Here is a 21,962-nt window from a genome sequence, read left to right on the forward strand (position 1 = left end):
GGAAAAGTGCAGCTCTCCTTCACGTTGCCGATCGAATGGAGCGAGCGGGCCGACGAAGCCGCGCGGCGCCTGGCCGTGGCGATGGGGTTTCGCGACGTGCACGTCGCGGAGGGGCGCCCTGCGGCGGCCGGCTTCTCGTTCTTCATTATGTATGCGTCCAGCCCGCACGCGGTCGACCTCGACGCGATCGCGCCGTCCTCCGTCCAGGCGCCGGCGATGTCGATGGAGGAGGTCGATCGCTTCGTGCGCGAGCGCCTCGGCCGCAAGATCAAGATCGCGGGCGCCTGCATCGGCACCGACGCGCACACCGTCGGAATCGACGCGATCCTCAATATGAAGGGCTATAAGGGCGACTACGGGCTCGAGCGCTACGCGTCGTTCGAGGTCTTCAACCTGGGCAGCCAGGTGCCGGTCGAGTCGCTGATGCGCTTTGCGAAAGAGCGCGAGATCGACGCGCTTCTGGTATCGCAGGTCGTCACGCAGAAGCAGAGCGATGTGAAGAACTTCACCGCGCTCTCCGACCTACTCGAAGCAGAAGGCATTCGCGACCGCGTGCTGCTCGTCTGCGGCGGTCCGCGCGTGACGAACCTGCTTGCCGCCGAACTCGGCTACGATGCAGGCTTCGGACGCGGAACGTTGCCGAGCGAGGTCGCGTCCTTCATCGCGCAACGCATGGCGGAACGCTTGACGTAATACGCGTCGTGTAGTAAATGACGAGAATGAGCAGGAGACTACCGCCCATCCATCCCGGGGAGATCCTTCTCGAGGAGTTCATCGTTCCGCGAGAGCTCAACGCAAACAAGCTCGCGCTCGATCTGCACATCCCTTCAAATCGCATTACCGAGATCATCCGCGGGCGCCGGGCGATCTCGGCCGACACGGCCCTTCGATTGGCTCGCTACTTCGGTACATCCGCAGAGCTTTGGATCGGACTCCAAGCTGACTATGATTTACGCAGGGCGCGCGACGATTTCGGCGTGACGATCGAGCGCGAGGTGCGGATCGCGTGAAGAAGACCGCGCTGATTACGGGGATCACGGGGCAGGACGGATCGTATCTCGCGGAGTTGCTGCTCGAGAAGGGCTATCGCGTCGTCGGGATGACGCGGCGCACGAGCACCGACGTGCACGAGCGCATTCGTCATCTCGCAGGCGAGATCGAGTTCGTCTCGGGCGACTTGCTCGATCAAGCGTCGATCACGGCGATCGTCGAGCGCGTCAAGCCGAACGAGATCTACAACCTTGCGGCGCAATCGTTCGTGCCGACCTCGTGGGACCAGCCCGTGCTGACGGGTGAGTTCACCGCGCTCGGCGTCACGCGCGTGCTCGAAGCCGTGCGCGCGGCCGATCCGGGCATTCGGTTCTATCAGGCGTCGAGCTCGGAGATGTTCGGCAAAGCGCACGAGTCGCCGCAGCGCGAGACGACGCCGTTCTATCCGCGCAGCCCGTACGGCGTTGCAAAAGTCTACGGCCATTGGATCACGGTGAACTATCGCGAGTCGTTCGATATCTTTGCCTGCAGCGGAATACTGTTCAATCACGAGTCAGCTCGACGGGGAAAGGAGTTCGTGACGCGCAAGATCACCGACGGCGTCGCGCGCATCAAGCTCGGGCTTGCAAAGGAGCTGCGCTTGGGCAACCTCGACGCGCAGCGTGATTGGGGTTTTGCGGGCGACTACGTGCGCGCGATGTGGCTGATGCTGCAGCAGGGCAAGCCCGATGATTACGTGATCGCAACCGGCACGACGCACAGCGTGCGCGACTTCGTCGAAGCGGCGTTTCGCGTCGCGGGCCTCGGTTCGTACGAGCGCTACGTCGTCATCGATCCTGCCTTCGTGCGCCCCGCGGAGGTGGATCTGCTGATCGGCGACGCCTCGAAGGCGAAGCGCGAGCTGGGATGGGAGCCGTCCGTCGATTTCGAGAGGCTCGTCGAGATGATGGTACGTGCGGACCTCGAGCGTTGCGCGCACTCGTAACCGGGGCGAGTGGGTTCGTCGGTCCGCATCTGCTGCATGCTCTGGCCGAAGACGGCTGGGAGGGCGTCGCGTGCGACGCAGATCTCGGCGACGCAGCAGCGTTGCGCGATGCACTCGACCGGGCAGAGCCGGACACGGTCTTTCATCTTGCGGCACAGAGCTTTGTTCCGGAATCGACGCGCGATCCCGAGCAGACCTACGCGGTCAACGTTCTCGGCACCGCGCGGCTCTTCGCAGCGGTCCGCGCATACGCAGCGAGCGTGAAGCCCACGCCGCGCGTGCTCTTCGCCAGCTCCGCAGAGGTGTACGGTGCGCGCGAGCCCGCCGAGCTTCCGCTGCGCGAAACGCTGGCGCCGCAGCCGAGCAATCCCTACGCGGCGAGCAAGGCCGCGGCAGAGGCAATCCTCATCGGCGAGATGCACGCCTTCGGCGGCGACGTCGTGATCGCGCGCGCCTTCAATCACATCGGCCCCGGGCAGAGCGAGCGCTTCGCGGTCGCGTCGTTCGCGCTCGGGCTCGCGAAGATCGCGGCGGGCGGCCAGAGGGTACTCTCGGTCGGGAATCTCGATGCCGAGCGCGACGTGCTCGACGTGCGCGACGTCGTGCGCGCGTACGTCGCGCTCGCGCGGCACGGCGAGCGCGGCGAGATCTATAACGTCTGCAGCGGCAAGGCGGTCGCGATGCGCGACCTGCTGCGCGAGCTGATTACGATCGCGCACGTTCCCGTGGAGGTTCGCACCGACCCGCAGCGCATGCGGCCCGCCGACGTTGCGATCACCGTGGGATCGAACGAGAAGCTCGTCGCGCGCACCGGCTGGTCGCCGCAGATCGCTCTGGTGGCGTCGTTGCGGGACATCTACGCCGACGCGCGTAACAGAGTAGCGCTGTGACGGATCCGCTCTCCGACGAACTCCAAGCCTTCGTCTTCGCAAACCGCGGTCTCTTGCTTGCTGCGCCGGCGGCACTGCTCGCCGCGTTCGGGAAACCGAGCGCCTTCAGCGTTGCGGTCGGGCTGCCGGCGGCAGCTGCCGGCGAGCTGCTGCGCTGCTGGGCCGTCGGGTACTCGGGCGAGACGACGCGCAACGACCGCGTCACCGCTGCCAAGCTCGTGACCTCCGGCCCCTATGCGTACGTGCGCAATCCGCTCTACCTCGGGAACTTCATCACCGCGCTCGGCTTCACGGTCGCGTTCACCGGAAAGAACTCGATGCTCGGGCGCTGCGCGCTCGCGCTCGGCGCGCTCGGTACGATGGCCGGACTCTACGCCGCAATCGTGCCGCACGAAGAAGAGTATCTGCGCGAGCGCTTCGGCGATGAGTTCGAACGCTATTGCGAGCGCGTTCCGCGGATTTTGCCGCACGTCGAGCCGGCGCCGGACGGCGCGCAAGCGTGGGATCCGAGCGTCATCGCGAACGCCGAGAGCAAGACCTTCGTGACCTTCGGAGCGATGCTCGCACTGCTCGCGCTGAAGTCGATCTCCGCCTAACGGTCGCCGTGCGGTACGGCCGCTTCTCTGCGGCGCTCACCGTCAGTCTCGTCGTCGCCGCCGTGGAAGTATACGGCGGCCTGCGCGCGCAATCGCTCGGATTGATCGCGGACGCCGTGCACGCGGGCACCGACGCGTTCGCCATCGGCATCATGCTCGTCGCGTCGTATCTTGCCGCGCGGCCGGCGAACCGGCGCAAGACCTTCGGCTACGGCAGGCTCGAGGTGCTCGGCGCGGTCTTCAACGGCGCGCTGCTGCTCGGCATCACCGCCGTCATCGCGTACGGTGCCGTGCAGCGGCTGATGCACCCGCTGCACCCGCAGGGAACGACGATGGCCGCGATCTCCGCCGTCGCCTTCTTCGGCAACGTTGGCGCCGGCCTGCTCTTGCTGCAAGGCGCGCGCCGGAGCATCAACGCGCGCGGTGCCTTCATCCACGTCGCCGGCGACGCGATGGGCTCGTTCGCCGTGCTGATCGCGGGCGCGCTCATCGCATGGACGCATCGCGCGTGGCTCGACCCGGCGTTCTCGCTCGTCGTGTGCGCGATCGTCGTCGCCGGCGTCGCGCACATGGTGCGCGAAGCGCTCGACATTCTTCTCGAAGCCGTTCCGCGCGGCGTCGACCTGATGGCGATCGAGAAGGCCATCGGTTCGGTGCCGGGCGTCGTCGGCGTGCACGAGCTGCACGCATGGTCGATCGGCGCGGGCGCGGACGCGCTCTCGGCGCACGTGCTCGTCGCGCGCGCGGGCGAGGAGGAGAACGCGCTGCGCGTGGTGCGCGGCGTCTTGCGGGAGCGCTTCGACATGACGCACGTAACCCTGCAGATCGAGCGCGAGCACTGCGGGACCGAATGCGAGGCGGAGTTCCCCACGGTGGAGAAGCCTACCGCATGACGTCCACGGTCGTTCTCGGAATAGCGCGCACCCCGTTCGGAAAACTCGGCGGCACGCTCGCATCGCTGCCCGCAACCACGCTCGGTGCGGCGGCGCTCGTTCACGCCATCGAGGCAGCGGCAGTCGATCCTTCGGACGTCGAACACGTTATCTTCGGCCAGGTGCTGCAGGCGGGCGCCGGCCAGAATCCGGCCCGGCAGGTGCTCTTCAAAGCGGGGTTGGCCAAGAGCGTCACCGCCGAAACCGTCAACAAGGTGTGCGCCTCGGGCATGCTCGCGGTTGCGAGCGCGATGCGCAGCATCAACGCGGAAGCGCTGCGCGTCGTGGGCGCCGGCGGCATGGAGTCGATGTCCAACGCACCGTACCTGTTGCGCGACGCGCGCTTCGGATACCGTTTCGGCGACGGCACGCTCGTCGACGCGATGATCTACGACGGTCTGTGGGACCAGTATTTTCCGATGACGATGTCGGCGCAGGGAGCGATCGTCGCGACCGAGCTGAAGCTCTCGCGCGAAGAACAGGATCGCTTTGCCTACGAGAGCCACCGCCGCGCGCACGCGGCGCACGAAGCCGGCAACTTCGCCGGCGAGATCGTGCCGCTGCGCGTCGCGAACAAAGCGAAGGATAAGCTCGTCGTCGAGCGCCTGCCGCGCCGCGGCGAGCTGCGCGTCCCAGTCGAAGTCGGCGGCCGCGGCGGCGTCTGGGATCACACGCCGTCGGAGCGGTTCACGCTGGATTACGAACGCTACGCACCGTTTACCACGAGCGAGCTGCCGCACACGGTCGTCGACCGCGACGAAGCGGTGCGCGCCGACGCGAGCATCGAAGCGCTGGCGAAGCTCAAGCCCCTCGAGCGGGAGGGGACGATTACCGCCGGCAACGCGCCGGGCGTCAACGACGGTGCGGCGGCGCTCGTTCTCGCCGACGCACGCTTCGCGAAAGAACGCGGGCACGAGGCGCTCGCCACCATCGTCGATCACGCGGGCGTTGCCTGGGACTCGCCGTACATCGCGCTGACGCCGGCGATGGCCGCGCAGAAGCTCATGGACAAGAACGGCGTGAATGCCCGCGACGTGCACGTGTGGGAGATCAACGAGGCCTTCTCGTCCGTTGCGATCGTGTCGGCGCGTAATCTCGGCCTCGACCTCGACCGCGTCAACGCCTACGGTGGCGCGGTTGCGATGGGCCATCCGATCGGCGCTTCCGGCGCGCGTCTGGCTGCGACCGTCATCAACCAGCTGCGTAAACGCGGCGGCGGCCTCGGCATCGCCGCGATCTGCTCGGGCGGCGGGCAAGGCGACGCGCTCCTGATCCGCGTCGAGTAACCCATTGCCATCCTTCGACAGGCTCAGGATGACGCCGTGGAGATCGTAGTCGTCGGGGCGGGGCAGATGGGCGCGGGCATCGCGCAGGTTGCCGCGCAGCACGGCCATACGGTGCTTCTCAACGACCGCGACGGTGCGCTCATCGAGCGCGGCATCGCGTCGATACGCAAGAACCTCGATCGCGCGGTCGAGAAGTCGCGCATCACGGCGATGGAGCGCGACGACGCGCTTGCCAAGATTCGCGCGACGCCGAAGCTCGAACACTTCACGGCGCAGATTGCGATCGAGGCCGCAACCGAGAACCTGGAGACGAAGCTCGATCTCCTCGCGGTGCTCGATGCGTCTTTGCCGTCGCAGGCGATCCTCGCGAGCAACACCTCCTCGATCTCGATCACGCGGCTCGCGTCGGCGACGCGCCGCCCGCAGCGCGTCATCGGCATGCACTTCATGAATCCCGTTCCGGTGATGCCGCTCGTCGAAATCGTTCGCGGGCTCGAAACCTCCGACGAGACGTGCGACGCGGTGCGCGCGCTCGCCGAACAGCTCGGGAAGACGCCCGTCGAAGTGCGCGACTTCCCCGGGTTCGTCTCGAACCGCATCTTGCTGCCGATGATCAACGAGGCGATCTACGCGCTCTACGAAGGCGTCGCTTCGGCAGAGGCCATCGACGCGGTGATGAAGCTCGGGATGAACCATCCGATGGGCCCGCTCGCGCTCGCCGATCTGATCGGCCTCGACACGTGCCTCTCGGTCATGCAGGTGCTGCACGACGGCTTCGGCGATTCGAAGTACCGCCCGTGCCCACTGCTCGCGCAGTACGTCGCGGCCGGCCGGCTCGGGCGCAAGAGCGGCCGCGGCTTCTATGATTACCCCTGAGCAGCGCGCCATTCGCGACGTCGCCGCCGAGATCGCGCGCCGCGAGATCGCGCCGCACGTCGCGGCGTGGGATCGCGAGCACGTCTTCCCACGCGAGCTCTTTGCGACGCTCTCCGATGCGGGCCTGATGGGCATGCTCGTGCCGGAACGCTACGGCGGCGCCGGCGCGGGCTACGTGGCGTACGCGCTCGCGGTCGAGGAGATCGCGCGCGTCGACGCAGGCTGCGCGGCCACGCTCTCGGTGCACTCGATGATCTGCGCCGTCATCGACAGGCTCGGCAGCGAGGAGCAGAAGCGCGCATGGCTTCCGATGCTCGCGTCGCAGAACGCGATCGCGGGATTCGCGCTCACCGAATCCGACGCCGGAAGCGACGCCGCGAACATTCGCTCGAGCGCGGCGCTCGACGGCGACGCCTACGTGCTCTCCGGGCGCAAGCAGTGGTGCACGAACGGGCGCTTCGCCGCCGTCGTCATGGCGATGTTCCGCACCGGCGGCCCCGGTGCGAAGGGCGTCAGCGCGTTTCTCGTCGATCCTAAAACGCAGGGCGTGCGCGTGGAGCGTGTTACCGAGAAACTCGGCATCCGTTCCAGCGACACGTGCGATCTGGGATTCGACGACGCTCGCGTACCGCGCAGCGCGCTGCTCGGCGCAGAGGGCACCGGCTTTGCCGGCGCGATGACCGCGCTCGCCGGCGGCCGCATCGGGATCGCCGCGCAAGCCGCGGGAATCCTCGCGGCGTGTCTCGACGCTTCGCTGGCGTTCGCGTCGCAGCGCCAGGCGTTCGGGAAACCGATCGGCGCCTTCGAGGGCGTGTCGTTCAAGATCGCGCGCATGGCGACGGACCTCGAGGCGGCGCGTCTCTTGGTCTGGAAGGCGGCGTCGCTCGCCGATGCGGGCGAGCCGTTCGTCGTCGAAGCGAGCGAAGCGAAGCTCTTTGCCTCGACGGCGGCGCGCACGCACGCCGCGGAAGCGGTGCAGATTCACGGCGGCTACGGATACACGACGGAGTTCCCCGTCGAGCGGTACTATCGCGACGCGAAGATCACCGAAATCTACGAGGGCACCTCGGAGATCCAGCAGCTCATCATCGCGCGCTCGCTGCTCGGCCGGCTCGAGTAAAGCGCGTGTCGGCTAAGGCGGTGCAATGAAATACTCTCTCGGGCGTTACGCCTATGGATTGGCGGCGATCGGCTCCGGTATCTGCGTCTTGGCGCGGCACGACTTCAACAATTGGCCGCACAGCATCGCGTCTGCCATTGAAATCCTCGGAGGCGTAGCCGTTCAACTGCCGAGAACGGCCCGCGCGGGTGCTGTCATACTGGGTGCGATCTACTCCGCCTTCGCCTTGCTGGCGCTACCCTCTGTCATCGCGCATCCGCTCGTCTACAACGGTTTCGGCAACTTCTTCGAGCAACTCTCATTCGTCTCGGGGGCCGCGCTACTCTATGCGTGTTCCGGTTCAATCGCCTCGACGCGAACGGCAAGATTGGCTCGGATCGGGTACTACGCATTCGGCATCTGCGTCGTCTCGTTCGCGCTGGAGCAGCTTTTCTATCTCTCGGAAACGGCGAGCCTCGTCCCGAAATGGATTCCACCTGGACAAACGTTCTGGGCGATCGCTACCACCGCCGCGTTCGCTCTTGCCGCTATCTCACTGCTCACGGGTCTCCTGGCCCGGCTCGCGTCTCGATTGCTCGCGGCGATGATCGTGGCTTTCGGGTTGCTGGTATGGCTGCCCGCGCTCTTTGCCGATAGCCAGAGTTTTCCGAACTGGAGCGAAGGCATGGAGACGCTCGGGATCGCCGCGTCGGCGTGGATCGTTGCGGAGTATCTCGGGCGGAAAGCCGCCTGACGCAAGGTATCAGCTTGGCCGTCGATGCCATCGAAACGCCCAACGCAGAATCCATCACGCGGTTGTAGCGCTCGGCTAGGGAACGAATGCACCGGCGTGCTATATTGAAAAAGATTCATCCGTTGGCGCGCGACCGGTTGGGCCGCGGGCAGAACTTTCGAGGTAATGATGCAGCGTATGTCTCGCGTTTTGGCGGCGGCGGCCGCTCTCGGCCTGGCCGTCGCGCTCTTCCATCCCGCGTGGGCGCCCGCGCAGCCCGCGCTCAACAGCATCGGTATTCCGAGCTTCGACGGCAACACCGGCTGGATCAACAGCCCGCCGCTCACGCCCGCGGATCTGCGCGGCAAGACCGTGCTCGTCGACTTCTTCGAGTACACGTGCATCAACTGTCTGCGCACGCTGCCGTACCTGCGCGAGTGGTACAAACGTTATCACAAGTACGGCTTCGAGATCATCGCCGTGCACACGCCGGAGTTCGGTTTCTCGGGCGAGCGCGCGAACATCGAGGCGGCGGCGCGGCGCTTGGGGATCACGTGGCCGATCGTGATGGACGACCACAACACGATTTGGAATCGCTATCACAACGACGCCTGGCCGCACGAGTTTCTCTTCGCGCCCAACGAGCAGCTCGTCGAGAGCCTCGCCGGTGAGGGCGGATATCCCGACACCGAGCGCAAGATTCAGCTCATCTTGAAGGTAACGCAGCCGAATCTCGATCTGCCGCCGCTCATGGCGTTGCTTCCGCAGGACAGCTACGACAAGCCCGGCGCCGTCTGCTACCCGAAGACCGCCGAGTCGCTCGTCGGGCATCAGTCGGTCGCAGACGCGAGCGGTCAGAGCCGCACGATGGTCAGCGACTACGCCGACACCGGCGGTCATCGCGACGGCGCGGTCTATCTGCAAGGCTACTGGCACATGACGACCGACGCGGCGGTCTCGGACGCGGGCAACGGCTACTTCGCGATGCGCTACCACGCCATTCAAGTCGAGATCGTGATGCGTCCGTTGCACGGGCCGGTGCGCGTTGCCGTGACGCAGGACGGCAAGCCGGTCGCGCGCGGGGATGCCGGCACCGATCTTCACTACGATGCGAACGGCAACTCGTACGTCGAGGTCGACGCGCCGCGCGCGTACGACGTGATCGACAACGCGCAGTACGCGCCGAACCGCGAGCTTCGCTTGATGCCGCAAGGTGCGGGGCTGGGCATCTACGATCTCGCCTTCGAGTCCTGCGAGGTTCCCGGGTCTCACTAGCAAGCTTTAGCAATCTTTCGATCGCGCACGTGCAGCGACGGGTGCCGCCGTCGACACCATCGAGACGCCCCAACGTCGCTCCATCACGCCGTTCCATGGAAGCAACAAGGCACGCGCGCAGGGTGGAAGTCGGGCGCGGCGAACGAGCCGCCCCTGCATGAACCTCATGGAGTATCAGGGGAAGGAGCTCTTCCGCCGCGCGGGCATTCCCGTGCCGCGTTCGCAGCATTGCACGAGCCCCGACGAGGCCGCCGCGTTCGTCGCGCAACATCCCGGCGAGTGGGTGGTCAAGGCGCAAGTGCTCATGGGCGGGCGCGGAAAAGCCGGCAAGATCAAGTTTGCAAACGATGCCGAACAGGCGCGTAGCGTCGCGCGCGAGATCATGGCGACGCCGATGCCGCCGAATCGCCAGAATCCAAAGGGCGAGCCGATTCACTCGGTGCTCGTCGAGGAGAGGCTGCCGATCGCGAAAGAGGCGTACTGCGCGATCACCGTCGACCGCGCGCACAAGCGCCCGGTGCTCATGGTGAGCCGCTTCGGCGGAATGGACATCGAAGAGGTCGCCGAGAACCATCCCGAGTCGATCGTGAAGCACTTCGTCGACACCGCCGTCGGCTACTCGCCGTTCATCGGACGCGAGCTTGCCTTCGGTGCCGATCTCGAGCCGGGATACCGCAAGGCCTTTCCCGCGATCGCGGGCGCGCTCTACGATCTGTTCTTTCGGTACGGCGCGAAGCTCGTGGAGATCAACCCGCTCGCGCTAACGGCCGACGGCAAGGTGATTGCCTCCGACGCGAAGGTCGAGCTCGACGACGACGCGCTCTTTCGCAATCCCGAGTTTGCGCAGTGGCAGAGAGTTCTGCCGCTCGACGAGGACGAGACGCTCGCGGCGCAGGCGGGCCTGGGCATCCGTAACTTCCGCCGCTTCGAGGGCAACGTCGGCACGATGGCAAACGGCGCGGGCCTCGCGATGGCGACGATGGACGCCGTCACGAGCGCCGGAGGAAAGATCGCAAACTTTCTGGACGTCGGCGGCGGTGCGAACGCCGAACGCGTACGCAGCTGCTACGAGCTCGTGATGAACCATACCGGCGCAAACGTGTTCTTCATCAACATTTTCGGCGGCATCACGCGCGGCGACGAAGTTGCGCGCGGCATCGTGACCGCGCTCGAGCAGACGCGCTCGCGCAAGGTGCCGCTCGTGATTCGCCTGACGGGCACGAACGAAGAAGAAGGCCGCGCGATTCTCGCTGCAGCCGGGATGACGCCGGTCGAGACGATGGACGAAGGCGCGAGCAGAGCGGTCGATCTGGCCGCAACGCCATGATTCGTCGATGAGCATCTTTCTCGATCAGAACTCGAAGGTGATCGTGCAGGGGATCACCGGGAGCGAGGGCTCGTACCACACGGGGCGCATGCTCGCGTACGGCACGCACGTCGTCGGCGGGGTGACGCCCGGCAAAGGAGGGCAGAAGAGCGAGCACGGGCTTCCGGTCTTCGACACCGTCAGGGAGGCCGTCGCGCAGACCGGCGCGACGCACACCGTCATCTTCGTTCCGCCGCCGTTTGCCGCCGACGCGCTCTACGAAGCGCACGAGGCCGGCATCACGCTCGCCGTCTGCATCACCGAGGGCGTGCCAGTGCACGACGTCCTCAAGGTCGTCGGCAGCACCGGCGGCATGCGGATCATCGGCCCGAACTGCCCCGGCCTCATCTCACCGGGGAAGGCCTCGGTCGGCATCATGCCCGGGCATGTCTTCTCCCAAGGGAGCGTCGGCTTGATCTCGCGTTCCGGGACCCTGACCTATGAAGTGGTCGACGGCCTCACCCGTGCCGGGCTCGGGCAATCGACGTGCGTCGGGATCGGGGGCGACCCCATCATCGGCAGCACCTTTGTGGACTGCCTGCGCGAGTTTGCCCGTGACCCGCAGACGCAGGCGCTCGTCGTCTGCGGCGAGATCGGCGGCTCCGACGAGGAGGATGCGGCCGCTTGGATCGGCGAGCACCTGGCCGGGACCCCGATCGTCGCCTTCATCGGCGGCCGCAACGCGCCGCCCGGCAAGTCGCTGGGCCACGCCGGGGCCATCGTCTCGGGCAACTTCGGCACGGCCCGGAGCAAGGTCGAGGCCTTCGAGGCGATCGGCGTCCCGGTGGCGGACCGGCCCTCGGCCATTCCCGGTTTGCTCAGAAAAGCGCTAGCGAACGCTTCTTAAGAGTCCCTAAAGGAACAGGGCCCTGCCGGACGAAGGAACCCCCCATACGCTGTCTGGGAGTCTGCTGAAGGCGCATGCCGGAGGGGGCCCCCTGGCTGCGCACTATCACTCGAAAACAGATTGAGGGTTTAGGTAATGCGTTCATCACGGACCCTCCGTCGTGTGGCTACAGCCGCGATACTCGCGGTGGCATTCCTGTTCCAGGGAACATGGGCACTGGCAGGCGTCACCGGTGGTCTCGCAGGCGTCGTCAATGACGACACGGGAGCTCCAGTTGCCGGCGCTACGGTAACGGCTTCCTCGCCGTCGCAGACTGCAACCACCACGACGGACGCAACGGGACACTTCGTGTTCCTGGTGCTCCAGCCCGATACGTACACTCTGAGCGTCAATAAGGACGGATATCAGAGCGTGTCTATTGCGGGCACGACTGTTCTCGCCGACCAGACGCAGCAGGTCACGGTCATCACGCCGCGCGCGATCCACGTGATCGCGACCGAGCGGACGACTGCGTCCAATCTCGTCAAACCCGGTGTCGGCGGCGACATCTACAACGTCACGCCGGCGCAGCAGCAAGCGTCTGCAGCACTCGGCGGCGGCGGTAACCTGAACAGCGCCTACTCGGCCATCGCGTCGGTTCCGGGTCTCTACGTCCCGACCGGCGGCGCCGGCTGGAACCAGATGGTCGTCGTGCGCGGCGAACTGCCGTGGACGACCGGCTTCGAGTATGACGGCGTTCCGGTCAACCGCGCGTTCGACCAGTACAACAGTTCGACCGAATCGAGCTTGGGTCTGCAAGAGCTGCAGATCTACACGGGCGGCGGTCCGGTCAGCGTCTCATCGAACGGCATCTCCGGATTCATCAACCAGGTCATCAAGACCGGTACGTATCCGGGCTTCGCTTCGATCAACGCCGGCATCGCTACCGAGGCCTTCTATCACCAGGCGCAGTTCGAGGCGGGCGGCGCAACGCCGGACCGCAACTTCTCGTACTACGTCGGCATCAGCGGCTACAACCAGGCCTTCCGCAACGTCGACCAACAGAACGGCGGAACACTCGCGACGCCGGGCTCGGTCTACGACTCGTATGCGGGCATGTTTGCATTCCTCAATACGCCATCGGGTCAAGGCGTAATTGGACTCTGCAACCCGAACCAGGGCTTCTTCAGCGGCAATGCCGTTCCGGCGACGTCGCACGCCTTCGACTGCTTCTCGCATGCCGGTCCGTTCGACGGCGGCACGTTCCTCACCGATCGTGAAAACGTCGTCAACCTCCATCTCGGCGTTCCGCGCCGCGACGGCCAGAAGGATGACTTTCAGATCCTCTGGAGCGACTCGGCGATGCAGACCTTCTTCAACAACTCGCCGATCGACAACGGCCCCGGCGTTGCGCAGTACACGCTGAACAACACCGGCAACGTCTATGCAGCCGGCGTAAACTATCCGGCATATAGCGACGCGACGACCTACAATCTGCCTTTCGGCTCACAGGTGAACGCGGGAACGGGCGGCGTGGGAACGCCGTACCAGTACTACTACCAGCCGAACAGCCCAGAAAATCGGGCGTTCATGGCGCCGCTCATGCCGAATCACCAAGATCTCTACCACAACGACGTCGGCATCGGGAAGCTGCAGTGGACGCATCCCTTCAGCGACAGCGCGTATATGCGTATCTACGCCTATACGATGTTCACCGACTGGAACGAAGACGGTCAGAACTCGGCCTACGGGTACGACTTCGGTACCGGTTCCGTCGTTTCGCCTGACTACGACCTCATCACGCACACGGGCGGTGCGTCGATTACGCTCGCCGATCAGATCAACGATGCGAACCTCATTCAGTTCACCGCAAACTACGTGACGGCGACGACGAGTCGCTGGAATAACACCGGGTTCATCCCCGCGACGTACGCGGATGCGTTTACCTTTACGAACGCCTCGTGCCCCGGGGGCGCGGGCAACTTCCGAGCGCCTGGGTACGGACCAAATCCGGCGTGCTCTAATGCCAAGAGTTCGCCGATCGGCCTCGTCTCCCAAAGCGGCGGCACCTACACGTGCTGGACCACGGGAATGACGCCGACGCCGTGTTACAACGCGACCATCGGCAACGCATATGGTAACGCGACCACCGGCGAGCCGGCGATCAGCGGTGCAGCCTTGGCCGCGGGAGCGAAGTACATCACGCTCTGGCAAGGCAACGCGTCGGCTTCCTGGAACCAAGTCGAGCCGGCGTTCTACAACGTCAATCTCTCGGACCAGTGGCGTCCGAACGACAAGTGGCTCTTCCAAGTTGCGGGCCGCTACGACAACTACAACTACATCCTGCCGAATACGAGCAATCCGCAAAACGCGTTCTATGCTCAGATTCTCGCGCGATACGCGTGCGTGAATCCGGCGACCAATCACCCGAAGCTCACGCCGCTAGGGCCGGGCGCGTTTCCGCCTCCGTCGCCGGTATTGACCGCCGGCTCATGTGGGCCCGGGTACGTCCATCCGGACGGCATCGGCAGCGATCCGCTCTTCACGGACGCCTCGCCGTCGCACTACGACATAAGCTACTGGTCGGCTCGCGGCTCCGCGACCTACCAGTCGGATCCGAACACGGTTTGGCGCTTCTCGGCCGGCCGCTACACTGAGCCTCCGCTCACGGCCGCCGTCCAGTACTACAACTCGTCCGGAAACAACCTCGGTCAGTGGGCGAACTTCCTCGGCTTCGGGTTCCTCTCGCCGTTCCACCCGCTTCCGGGTGAGACATCGGCGCAGTACGACCTGTCGCTCGAGCACCACTTCGCCAACACGAACTGGTCGTTCAAGCTGACGCCGTTCTACTCGTACTCGTCGAACTGGGAGCAGCAGTCGTTCATCGGCGCGGGATACGTCACGCAAGTCCCCGTCGGTGTCTACCGCAGCTACGGCGTGGAGTTCGCACTCCAAGCAGGCGACTTCGCGCAGCAGGGCCTCTCCGGCATGCTGACCTTCACGTACACCAACGCGGCCGTGAGGTACCAGCCGCTGCTCGGACAAGACCAGGCGCAGCAGTATAACTCGGCGATCGGCGCCTTCAACTGCTACACCGGCGCGTACTACGCGGCGAATACGGCGTTCTGTAACAAGAACTACCCGAACCTCCAGACCGCAGGCGGTGCCGCACCGTGCTACACGGCCGGCTTTGCATCGGCGTGCACGGGCGCCGCGTCGAATACCATCCTCAACCCGTACTACACGATGTCGGCGCAGCCGTATATCGATCCGAACGGTTGGTACCAAGCTTCGCAGCTGGCGCAGCCGCTCTACTTCGGATCGGCAAACGGCGTCTACGCGACGAGTTACTCGTCGCCGTATGTCGCCAACCTGATCCTCAACTGGCGCATGGGCAAACTCGCCATCACGCCAAGCTTGCAGTATCAGGCGGGCGTCTACTACGGATCGCCGATGGACGCTCAGGGCATCGACCCGCTGTCGTGCCCCGTGAACCAAAGCCCTGCGGGCACGAACACGGCAACCACGAACAGCCCGTACTCCTGCGACTACACGACGGCCGGTATCGCCGGCATCTCGCCGTGGGGTTACCTGTACGTCCCGAATCCGCAGACCGGCAAGTTTGCGGGAATCGGAGCCTATCAGGAGCCGAGCATCGTGGTCGGCAACATTCAGGCGACCTACGACCTCTCGCCGAAGATCCGTCTGACGTTGACGGCCGCATCGCTCTGGCACACCTGCTTCGGCGGGACGCATGAGCCGTGGACCACTGCCGCTCCGGCAGGCGTCCACACCTGCGGCTACTTCCCGAACGGCAACTACGTCGGTGGCGTGCCGGGCGAAGGGTGGTACGTTGGCGACAGCCCGAACGCCGCGACGAACGGCGTGACCCCGCTTCCGTGGGAACTGCAGTCGTACGCTCCGAACGCCACGAACAACGTGGGCTCCAGCGGATACCTGCCGTTCAACCTCTACATCCAGGCGCAGATTCACCTCTAAGCCTGATGCGGAGTCGCAAACGGTAAGCGACTGAAAACGCGAAACCCGAAGGCCCCGAGCAATCGCTCGGGGCCTTCATCGTGCCGCGCGAGAGCCACGCGCCCTTGCGATCGCTACGGTTCGGCGTGAAAGGCAGCTGTGATATACTGCCGAGGAGAACGAGGGTGGTTCAGTTGATGGAGACACGCATGTCGCGCTTAGAGGGCGCTTACGAACAGACTGCCGATCGACTGAACTCGATGGACGGGCGCCTCAGTTCCATCGACGGCAAGATCGACACCCGGTACGACGCGCTCGACCACAAGATCGATACCCGGTACGGCGCGCTCGACCACAAGATCGACGTGAAGTTCAATCTCCTGGCGGGAATGCTCGCAAGCTCCTGGATCACAATCATCCTGGCCGTGCTCTTCCATCGCTAGCGTGACGCGCTACGGCTACTACTGCGAAGATTGCAACAAGGCAATCTATCCGACGACCACGCGCGCGGAGCTGGCATGGCTCAAAGATCGCGCGCATATCGCGCGCGAGGTCGCGCGACACTCGGGCGGCGGCCTCGATCATTGGATGAGTGAAGGCCTCGCCTTTCTCGACGAGCACGCCGACCACAGCGTTATCACTATCGAGAAGCGGTAACGCTTAGCTCTTCGACAGTCTTGCCGCTCTCGCGCACGCGCGTGATAGAGCGGCCGTGATATACTGCCGAGGAGGACGAGGTTGGTTCAGCCGATGGACATACGCATGGCGCGCCTGGAGGGCGCGTACGAGCAGACAGCCGATAGACTAAACTCCATGGACGGGCGACTAAACTCCATGGGCGAGCGCTTGAACTCGATGGACGGGCGCCTGGATTCGATGGACGGGCGACTGGATTCCATCGATGCGCGGCTCGACGGCTTGGATCAGAAGATCGACGCGCGATACGAGGCGCTCGATCGCAAGATCGATACGCGGTACGATGCTCTTGACCGCAAGTACGACGCACTCGACCGTAAGATCGACACGCGATGCGGCGCGCTCGACCGCAAGCTCGATTCGAAGTTCAATATCCTCACGGGACTGATGGCAAGCTCTTGGGTCACGATCATTCTGGCGGTGCTCGTTCATCGGTAGCTCTGCGACAGTCTTGCCGCTGTCGCGCACGCGCGTGATAGAGCGGCTGTGATATACTGCCGAGGAGGACGAGGTTGGTTCAGCCGATGGACATACGCATGGCGCGCCTGGAGGGCGCGTACGAGCAGACAGCCGATAGACTAAACTCCATGGACGGGCGACTAAACTCCATGGACGGGCGTCTGAACTCCATGGACGGGCGTCTGGATTCGATGGACGGGCGACTGGATTCGATGGACGCGCGCTTGAACTCCATGGACGGGCGACTGAACTCCATGGACGGACGCCTTGACGGTTTGGATCGAAAGATCGACCTACGCAGCGATGCGCTCGACCGCAAGATCGATTCGAAGTTCAATATCCTCGCGGGACTGACGGCAAGCTCTTGGGTCACGATCATCCTCGCGGTACTCTTCCACCACTGAGCGATCTTGCCGCGGTTGCCCACGCGCGTGCTAGAATGGCGTGCAATGTTTGCGGCGGAGGTCCTCTCGGAGATCCAGGAGCCGGAGCTCATCGATGGCGTTCGGGTGCGCAAGGTGAGCCCGAAACTGCGGCACGCAACCGTCCAACTGACGCTTGGCATGATTCTGCGCCGGTGTGCGCAGGGACGCGGAAAGGTTGCGACAGAGTGGCGGTGTCTTCTCGAGTCGGGGCGCTCGGAACTCGTACCCGACGTCTCGTTCGTCTCGAACGAACGCCTGGCGCCGCTGTCGACCGAAGAACGCGAAATGCCGCCATTCGCGCCCGACGTCGCTGTCGAGGTGCGCTCGCCGAAAGACAAGCACTCCGTGCTCAGCCGAAAGAGCGCGGTCTATCGCTCGCACGGATGCCTTCTCGTGCTCGATGTGGATCCGCAGACAAGAACGATACGCGCGCTCGAGGGCGATAGCGAACGCGCATTCAGTGAGAGCGAGCGCTTCGCGAGTGCCGCGCTGCCCTGGCTCGTATTCGAAGTCCGCGCGGCTTTCGAAGGCCTCGACGAATCCGCCTAAGGGGCAGGCGGGAACTCGTCGAGCGTCTTCGCTTCGGTCCCGTCGAACGTGAATGTTTGCTCGCATCCGGTGCGCTGGTCCGTGGTGCCGATTAGGTCAAACGTAGGAATAAAAAAGGAGCCGCGGCGTATCACGCGGCCCCTTTAGCGCTGTGCTAGGAAAGATTTAGAGCGGGATGCGCAGGCGCTCGCCCGGCTGGAGGGGAGCCGTCCCGAGGTGGTTGACCGCGTTGATCCGATCGATCGTCGACTCGATGCTGCCGTCGGCCGCCGTGTGGGCTGCTGCGATAGACCAGAGGGTGTCGCCGGAGCGAACCGTGACGAAGGTCGAGCGCTGGGGCGTGGCCGCGTAGAGCCGGACACTCGAGAGCGCCGGGAGCGTCACCGACAGGCTCAGCGCTGCCAGCGCTATTGCCGGGACCAAGCTCACCCGTTTGCGCGTCCGCATCTCCAAAGGCTCCTTTCCGCTATCTTGGGCCGAACTTCCGTTCGCACCCAAACGTACCCATATGTCGGGCCAAACGCCTGTTCGTCCACTACATTCTAGCATGCCCTCTCCGGCAGCTGTCAAGCTGGCTGGCGTTGGACGCACCCGTGTTCGCGCGAACGTACGTTTGCAACGACGGGCCTGCTTGTGCTATCGTAGGGGCCATGACCGAGAAACCGGCCATGGAGAAGCCTGCGACGGAGCGGCAGCAGCACATCCTGGACGTCATCCGGCGCTTCACGGTGGAACACGGCTACCCGCCCTCAGTACGCGAGATCGGCGAGCGCGTCGGCCTCTCGTCCTCCTCCACGATTCACGCCCACCTCAAGGCGCTCGAGAAGCGCGGGCTCATCTCGCGCGACCCGACCAAGCCCCGAGCCCTGCGCTCGAGCCCCGGCTCTTCGGCCTTGGCCGAAGCGATCGTCATGCCGATCGTCGGCAAGGTGGCCGCGGGCGTTCCGATCACCGCCCAGGAGAACCTCGAGGGCGAGTTCGTGCTCTCGGGCGATTTCGTGCCCCGCGGCTCGGAGTCGTTCATGCTGCGCGTGCAGGGCGACTCGATGATCGAGGCCGCGATCTTGGACGGCGATCTCATCATGGTGCGGCCGCAGAAGACCGCCCGTAACGGCGAGATCGTCGTCGCAATGCTCGAGGGAGAAGCGACCGTCAAGCGCTTTTTCAAGGAGAGCGGCCGCGTGCGGCTGCAGCCGGAGAATCGCGCGATGGAGCCAATCTACGCGAGCGATGTCGAGATCGTCGGTCGCGTGGAAGCCGTGGTTCGGCGCCTCTAGCCTAGGGCCGGCGCTCGAGCGCGTTGCACAAGCGCCGTTTCTCCTCGCCGTGCGCGACGGGTTTACGTGGGGCTTCGGCGCGCTGATCGTCGCGTGCGCGGTGCTGTTCTTCTTCGTCGGCCTTCCGGCAGCGTTTCTGCCGGCCTTCGGCGTCATGTCCTGCGCGCTCGCGCTCTCTACCCCGTTCGCCCTCGCGCGGCGCGCGCACTATCACCCTGCGGTCGTGGTACTCGCGTCCGCTGCTGCCTTCGCGCTCATCGCGCCGCGGCCGTTCGGGCCGGATCTGCTCACCTATCTGCGCCTGCTCGGCACGACCGGCATCTTTCTCGCGCTGCTCGCAACCGCGGTCGTCGGCGCCGGCATCGCGCTCTCGCGCCGCTCGCTCGGCGCGGCGATCGCCCTCGCGCTGCTGGCGGCCGTCGTCTTCGGCGCGCACGTCGACGTCTCGCACGCTATCGCGCTTGCACTGCAGCCGATGGCGCGCCTGGGCGATTCCTTTCCGGCGCTTCTCGCGATCGTTGCGGCGCAGTCGTTGCTCTGGTGCATCGGCGTGCACGGGCCGGCCATGTTCGCCGCCGTGCTGACGCCGGTCTATCTGACGATGCAGATGCAGAACACGGCGGCCTACTCCGCGCACCACGCGCTGCCGCATCTCGTGGTCGCGTCGCTCTTTCTCTTCGTCTATCCCGGCGGATCCGGCGCGACGCTTCCGCTCGCGCTGCTTCTCGCGGTTTCGCGCGTCACGCGCCTACGGCGCCTGGGGCGAGCGGTGCTCCTGCCTGCGGCGGCCAACGTCAACGAACCGCTGCTCTTCGGCTTACCCGTCGTGCTCAACCCGTTCTTCGTCGCGCCGTTCGTGGCCGCTCCGCTCGTGCTCGCCGGCATCACGTACGCCGCAATCGCGCTCGGCTTCGTGGCGCGCCCGGCGTTCTACGTTCCGACGCTCGTTCCGGCGCCGATCTCCACCTATCTCGCGACGCTCGACCCGCGCGCACCGCTGCTCGTGCTCGTGAACCTCGCCGTCGCAACGCTCATCTACCTTCCCTTCGTGCGCGCGTACGAGAAGCGGTACGGGAACGCGTGAACGCCGCTCTGCTCTGCGACGCGTTCGGCATCGGCGGCCGCGTGCGCGATGCGGCGCGCACCGCGCAGGCACGCATCGTGGATCTGCGGTATCCCGCCCAAGAGCACGTCGCTGCGAGCGTGCTCCGTGCCTTCGCCGACGAAGGCATCGCCGAGAGCGATCTCGCCGCGACCGCCGGCTACGGCTACGACGACGCGGCGCGAGAGCGGTACGAGTCGCTGCTCGCGCGCATCTTCGGCGCAGAGCGTGCGCTCGCACGCATCTCGATCGTCAGCGGCACGCACGCGATCATTGCGGCGATTGGCGCGTGCGTCGCGCCGGGCGAGCTGCTTCTCTCGATCACCGGCCCGCCGTACGACACGCTGCGCAACGCGATCGCCGATGCGCCGCATGCATTGGTCGAGCAGGGAGTGCGCTACGCGGAGATCCCCCTGCGCGCGGGAGCCGTCGATCTCGAAGCGGTCGCTGCGGCGGTTGGGCGGGAGCGCGTCGCCGCCGTCTTCGTTCAACGCTCGCGCGGGTATGCGCCGCGGCCCTCGCTCGGCGTCGACGCGTGCGCGCAGGCGTGCGCTGCGGTCAAGCGTGCGGCGCCGCAGACGCTCGTGCTCGTCGACGACTGCTACGGTGAGCTCGTCGAGACGCGCGAACCGACGCACGACGGCGCCGACCTCGTCATGGGATCGCTCATCAAGAATCTCGGCGGCGGCCTCGCACCGGGCGGCGGCTACGTCGCGGGTCGCGCCGATCTCGTCGAGCGCGTGGCGGCGCGGCTCTACGCCCCCGGTTTGGGCGACCGCCTCGGCCCGAGTTACGGCTTCGGGCGCGCCTTCGTGCAAGGGCTCTTTCAGGCGCCGCTCGTGGTCGAGCAGACGCTGCGCAGTCTCGATTTTGCCGCAGCGCTCTTCTGCGAGCTAGGCTTCGACGTCGATCCCGCGCCGGGTGCGCTGCGCACCGACATCGTCCAGGCGATCCGGCTGGGAACGCCGGAGCTGCTCCTGCGCTTTGCCGCGGGGCTGCAAGCGGCGATGCCGCTCAATGCGCGCTTTCGTCCGGAGCCGGGAGCCGTTCCCGGCTACGCGGTTCCGGTCGTCATGTCGGGCGGCGCCTTCGTGCCGGGTGCGACGATCGAGCTTTCGTGCGATGCGCCGATGCGCTCGCCGTACGAGATCTATCTCCAGGGCGGGACGAGCTTCGCGCACGGCGCCCTGGGTGCGCTGTGCGCGGCGCGCGCCGTCGTCGAAGGATAGACGGCAAGGGGCAGCGCGCTCAAACGAGAACCTTGCGCGCAGTGGCAAAACAGCATGAAAGCCCCAATCGCCGGCATTTTCGACGTGCGCCCGTCGACTTTCCCATAACGGTCATCGTTCCCGGTGACGAGTTGGTGCTCGACGCGACCGCGCTCGATCTGAGCCCCGGCGGCGTGCGCATGGCGATGAATACGGACCTTCCGGCAGGCCAGAGCATTCTGCTGCGCTTCACGTTGCCGAAGGGCGGGCGCGAGGCGCTCGCGCGCGGACGCGTCGTCCTTTCGTTCTTCGAGGCGGCGACGAAGCGCTACGCGCACGGCGTTGCCTTCACGCAGATTGCGCCCGAGGATCAGGAGTCGATCGCGAAGATGCTCGACGGCGCGACGCCGGAGC

At 65.7% G+C, this 21,962-nt stretch carries 24 protein-coding genes; 23 read left to right on the forward strand and 1 reads right to left on the reverse strand.

Annotation, left to right across the window (positions count from 1 at the left end):
* From VMV82_02425 to VMV82_02515, 19 genes are all read left to right on the forward strand, one after another.
* Positions 1 to 693 (forward strand): OAM dimerization domain-containing protein (locus VMV82_02425; GenBank protein HUY40406.1); only part of this gene is annotated, 693 nt, incomplete at its 5' end.
* A gap of 26 nt (positions 694 to 719) precedes the next feature.
* On the forward strand, positions 720 to 1,010 hold the full coding sequence (locus VMV82_02430) for a HigA family addiction module antitoxin (GenBank protein ID HUY40407.1): 291 nt from the start codon (positions 720 to 722) through the stop codon (positions 1,008 to 1,010).
* Entirely contained in the window at positions 1,007 to 1,975 is a 969-nt protein-coding gene (gene gmd / locus VMV82_02435; GenBank protein HUY40408.1) for a GDP-mannose 4,6-dehydratase, read from the forward strand. The genes VMV82_02430 and gmd overlap by 4 nt, the downstream gene beginning before the upstream one ends.
* A complete protein-coding gene (locus VMV82_02440) occupies positions 1,960 to 2,865 on the forward strand; it encodes a GDP-mannose 4,6-dehydratase (GenBank protein ID HUY40409.1) in 906 nt (301 codons plus the stop codon). The genes gmd and VMV82_02440 overlap by 16 nt, the downstream gene beginning before the upstream one ends.
* Positions 2,862 to 3,461, forward strand: a complete 600-nt coding sequence (locus VMV82_02445; protein ID HUY40410.1) for an isoprenylcysteine carboxylmethyltransferase family protein — start codon at positions 2,862 to 2,864, stop codon at positions 3,459 to 3,461. Before VMV82_02440 ends, VMV82_02445 begins: the two co-directional genes overlap by 4 nt.
* 8 nt (positions 3,462 to 3,469) lie before the next feature.
* The gene (locus tag VMV82_02450; protein HUY40411.1) at positions 3,470 to 4,354 is read left to right on the forward strand and encodes a cation diffusion facilitator family transporter; all 885 of its coding nucleotides are present in this window, start codon (positions 3,470 to 3,472) and stop codon (positions 4,352 to 4,354) included.
* Entirely contained in the window at positions 4,351 to 5,679 is a 1,329-nt protein-coding gene (locus VMV82_02455) for an acetyl-CoA C-acyltransferase (GenBank protein HUY40412.1), read from the forward strand. The genes VMV82_02450 and VMV82_02455 overlap by 4 nt, the downstream gene beginning before the upstream one ends.
* Before the next feature lie 36 nt (positions 5,680 to 5,715).
* Positions 5,716 to 6,555 carry a 3-hydroxybutyryl-CoA dehydrogenase gene (locus VMV82_02460; protein HUY40413.1) on the forward strand — a complete coding sequence of 280 codons (840 nt, stop codon included), beginning with the start codon at positions 5,716 to 5,718 and terminating at the stop codon, positions 6,553 to 6,555.
* Complete coding sequence (locus VMV82_02465) at positions 6,542 to 7,675, forward strand: acyl-CoA dehydrogenase family protein (GenBank protein ID HUY40414.1); 1,134 nt, start codon at positions 6,542 to 6,544, stop codon at positions 7,673 to 7,675. The genes VMV82_02460 and VMV82_02465 overlap by 14 nt, the downstream gene beginning before the upstream one ends.
* A 25-nt stretch (positions 7,676 to 7,700) precedes the next feature.
* Positions 7,701 to 8,408 carry a hypothetical protein gene (locus tag VMV82_02470; protein HUY40415.1) on the forward strand — a complete coding sequence of 236 codons (708 nt, stop codon included), beginning with the start codon at positions 7,701 to 7,703 and terminating at the stop codon, positions 8,406 to 8,408.
* A gap of 165 nt (positions 8,409 to 8,573) precedes the next feature.
* The gene (locus VMV82_02475; GenBank protein HUY40416.1) at positions 8,574 to 9,662 is read left to right on the forward strand and encodes a redoxin domain-containing protein; all 1,089 of its coding nucleotides are present in this window, start codon (positions 8,574 to 8,576) and stop codon (positions 9,660 to 9,662) included.
* Between the two features lie 157 nt (positions 9,663 to 9,819).
* On the forward strand, positions 9,820 to 10,989 hold the full coding sequence (gene sucC / locus VMV82_02480; protein ID HUY40417.1) for an ADP-forming succinate--CoA ligase subunit beta: 1,170 nt from the start codon (positions 9,820 to 9,822) through the stop codon (positions 10,987 to 10,989).
* Between the two features lie 7 nt (positions 10,990 to 10,996).
* The gene (gene sucD, locus VMV82_02485; GenBank protein ID HUY40418.1) at positions 10,997 to 11,875 is read left to right on the forward strand and encodes a succinate--CoA ligase subunit alpha; all 879 of its coding nucleotides are present in this window, start codon (positions 10,997 to 10,999) and stop codon (positions 11,873 to 11,875) included.
* A 186-nt stretch (positions 11,876 to 12,061) separates the two neighbouring features.
* Positions 12,062 to 15,853: a carboxypeptidase regulatory-like domain-containing protein gene (locus tag VMV82_02490; protein ID HUY40419.1), complete on the forward strand. Its 3,792-nt coding sequence runs from the start codon at positions 12,062 to 12,064 to the stop codon at positions 15,851 to 15,853.
* A gap of 188 nt (positions 15,854 to 16,041) precedes the next feature.
* Complete coding sequence (locus tag VMV82_02495; protein ID HUY40420.1) at positions 16,042 to 16,275, forward strand: hypothetical protein; 234 nt, start codon at positions 16,042 to 16,044, stop codon at positions 16,273 to 16,275.
* A 1-nt stretch (position 16,276) separates the two neighbouring features.
* Positions 16,277 to 16,489 carry a hypothetical protein gene (locus VMV82_02500; GenBank protein HUY40421.1) on the forward strand — a complete coding sequence of 71 codons (213 nt, stop codon included), beginning with the start codon at positions 16,277 to 16,279 and terminating at the stop codon, positions 16,487 to 16,489.
* Positions 16,490 to 16,594: 105 nt separating this feature from the next.
* Complete coding sequence (locus VMV82_02505) at positions 16,595 to 16,966, forward strand: hypothetical protein (GenBank protein ID HUY40422.1); 372 nt, start codon at positions 16,595 to 16,597, stop codon at positions 16,964 to 16,966.
* Positions 16,967 to 17,064: 98 nt separating this feature from the next.
* Positions 17,065 to 17,391, forward strand: a complete 327-nt coding sequence (locus VMV82_02510) for a hypothetical protein (protein ID HUY40423.1) — start codon at positions 17,065 to 17,067, stop codon at positions 17,389 to 17,391.
* 45 nt (positions 17,392 to 17,436) lie between these two features.
* Positions 17,437 to 17,961, forward strand: coding sequence for a Uma2 family endonuclease (locus tag VMV82_02515; GenBank protein ID HUY40424.1), 525 nt, complete (start codon positions 17,437 to 17,439; stop codon positions 17,959 to 17,961).
* Between the two features lie 165 nt (positions 17,962 to 18,126).
* Here VMV82_02515 and VMV82_02520 read toward each other — a convergent pair whose 3' ends face one another.
* Entirely contained in the window at positions 18,127 to 18,408 is a 282-nt protein-coding gene (locus VMV82_02520) for a LysM peptidoglycan-binding domain-containing protein (protein HUY40425.1), read from the reverse strand.
* A gap of 221 nt (positions 18,409 to 18,629) precedes the next feature.
* Here VMV82_02520 and lexA point away from each other — a divergent pair, with 221 nt between their 5' ends.
* The 4 genes from lexA to VMV82_02540 form a co-directional block, all read left to right on the forward strand.
* A complete protein-coding gene (gene lexA / locus VMV82_02525) occupies positions 18,630 to 19,238 on the forward strand; it encodes a transcriptional repressor LexA (GenBank protein ID HUY40426.1) in 609 nt (202 codons plus the stop codon).
* A complete protein-coding gene (locus VMV82_02530) occupies positions 19,192 to 20,322 on the forward strand; it encodes a PTS transporter subunit EIIC (GenBank protein ID HUY40427.1) in 1,131 nt (376 codons plus the stop codon). Before lexA ends, VMV82_02530 begins: the two co-directional genes overlap by 47 nt.
* Positions 20,319 to 21,569, forward strand: coding sequence for a methionine gamma-lyase family protein (locus VMV82_02535; GenBank protein HUY40428.1), 1,251 nt, complete (start codon positions 20,319 to 20,321; stop codon positions 21,567 to 21,569). Before VMV82_02530 ends, VMV82_02535 begins: the two co-directional genes overlap by 4 nt.
* A gap of 41 nt (positions 21,570 to 21,610) precedes the next feature.
* Positions 21,611 to 21,962, forward strand: a 352-nt coding sequence (locus tag VMV82_02540) for a PilZ domain-containing protein (protein ID HUY40429.1), incomplete at its 3' end; no start/stop codon positions are given.

The sequence above is a fragment of the Candidatus Dormiibacterota bacterium genome (genome assembly GCA_035532035.1).
Lineage (GTDB): Bacteria > Vulcanimicrobiota > Vulcanimicrobiia > Vulcanimicrobiales > Vulcanimicrobiaceae > Tyrphobacter.

Coding starts and splice junctions, on each gene's coding strand:
- VMV82_02430 (HUY40407.1), top strand. CDS start 720: ATGAGCAGGAGACTACCGCCCATCCATCCCGGGGAGATCCTTCTCGAG.
- VMV82_02455 (HUY40412.1), top strand. CDS start 4,351: ATGACGTCCACGGTCGTTCTCGGAATAGCGCGCACCCCGTTCGGAAAA.
- VMV82_02465 (HUY40414.1), top strand. CDS start 6,542: ATGATTACCCCTGAGCAGCGCGCCATTCGCGACGTCGCCGCCGAGATC.
- VMV82_02470 (HUY40415.1), top strand. CDS start 7,701: ATGAAATACTCTCTCGGGCGTTACGCCTATGGATTGGCGGCGATCGGC.
- VMV82_02475 (HUY40416.1), top strand. CDS start 8,574: ATGATGCAGCGTATGTCTCGCGTTTTGGCGGCGGCGGCCGCTCTCGGC.
- sucC (HUY40417.1), top strand. CDS start 9,820: ATGAACCTCATGGAGTATCAGGGGAAGGAGCTCTTCCGCCGCGCGGGC.
- sucD (HUY40418.1), top strand. CDS start 10,997: ATGAGCATCTTTCTCGATCAGAACTCGAAGGTGATCGTGCAGGGGATC.
- VMV82_02495 (HUY40420.1), top strand. CDS start 16,042: ATGTCGCGCTTAGAGGGCGCTTACGAACAGACTGCCGATCGACTGAAC.
- VMV82_02505 (HUY40422.1), top strand. CDS start 16,595: ATGGCGCGCCTGGAGGGCGCGTACGAGCAGACAGCCGATAGACTAAAC.
- VMV82_02510 (HUY40423.1), top strand. CDS start 17,065: ATGGCGCGCCTGGAGGGCGCGTACGAGCAGACAGCCGATAGACTAAAC.
- VMV82_02515 (HUY40424.1), top strand. CDS start 17,437: ATGTTTGCGGCGGAGGTCCTCTCGGAGATCCAGGAGCCGGAGCTCATC.
- VMV82_02520 (HUY40425.1), bottom strand. CDS start 18,408: ATGCGGACGCGCAAACGGGTGAGCTTGGTCCCGGCAATAGCGCTGGCA.
- lexA (HUY40426.1), top strand. CDS start 18,630: ATGGAGAAGCCTGCGACGGAGCGGCAGCAGCACATCCTGGACGTCATC.
- VMV82_02530 (HUY40427.1), top strand. CDS start 19,192: ATGTCGAGATCGTCGGTCGCGTGGAAGCCGTGGTTCGGCGCCTCTAGC.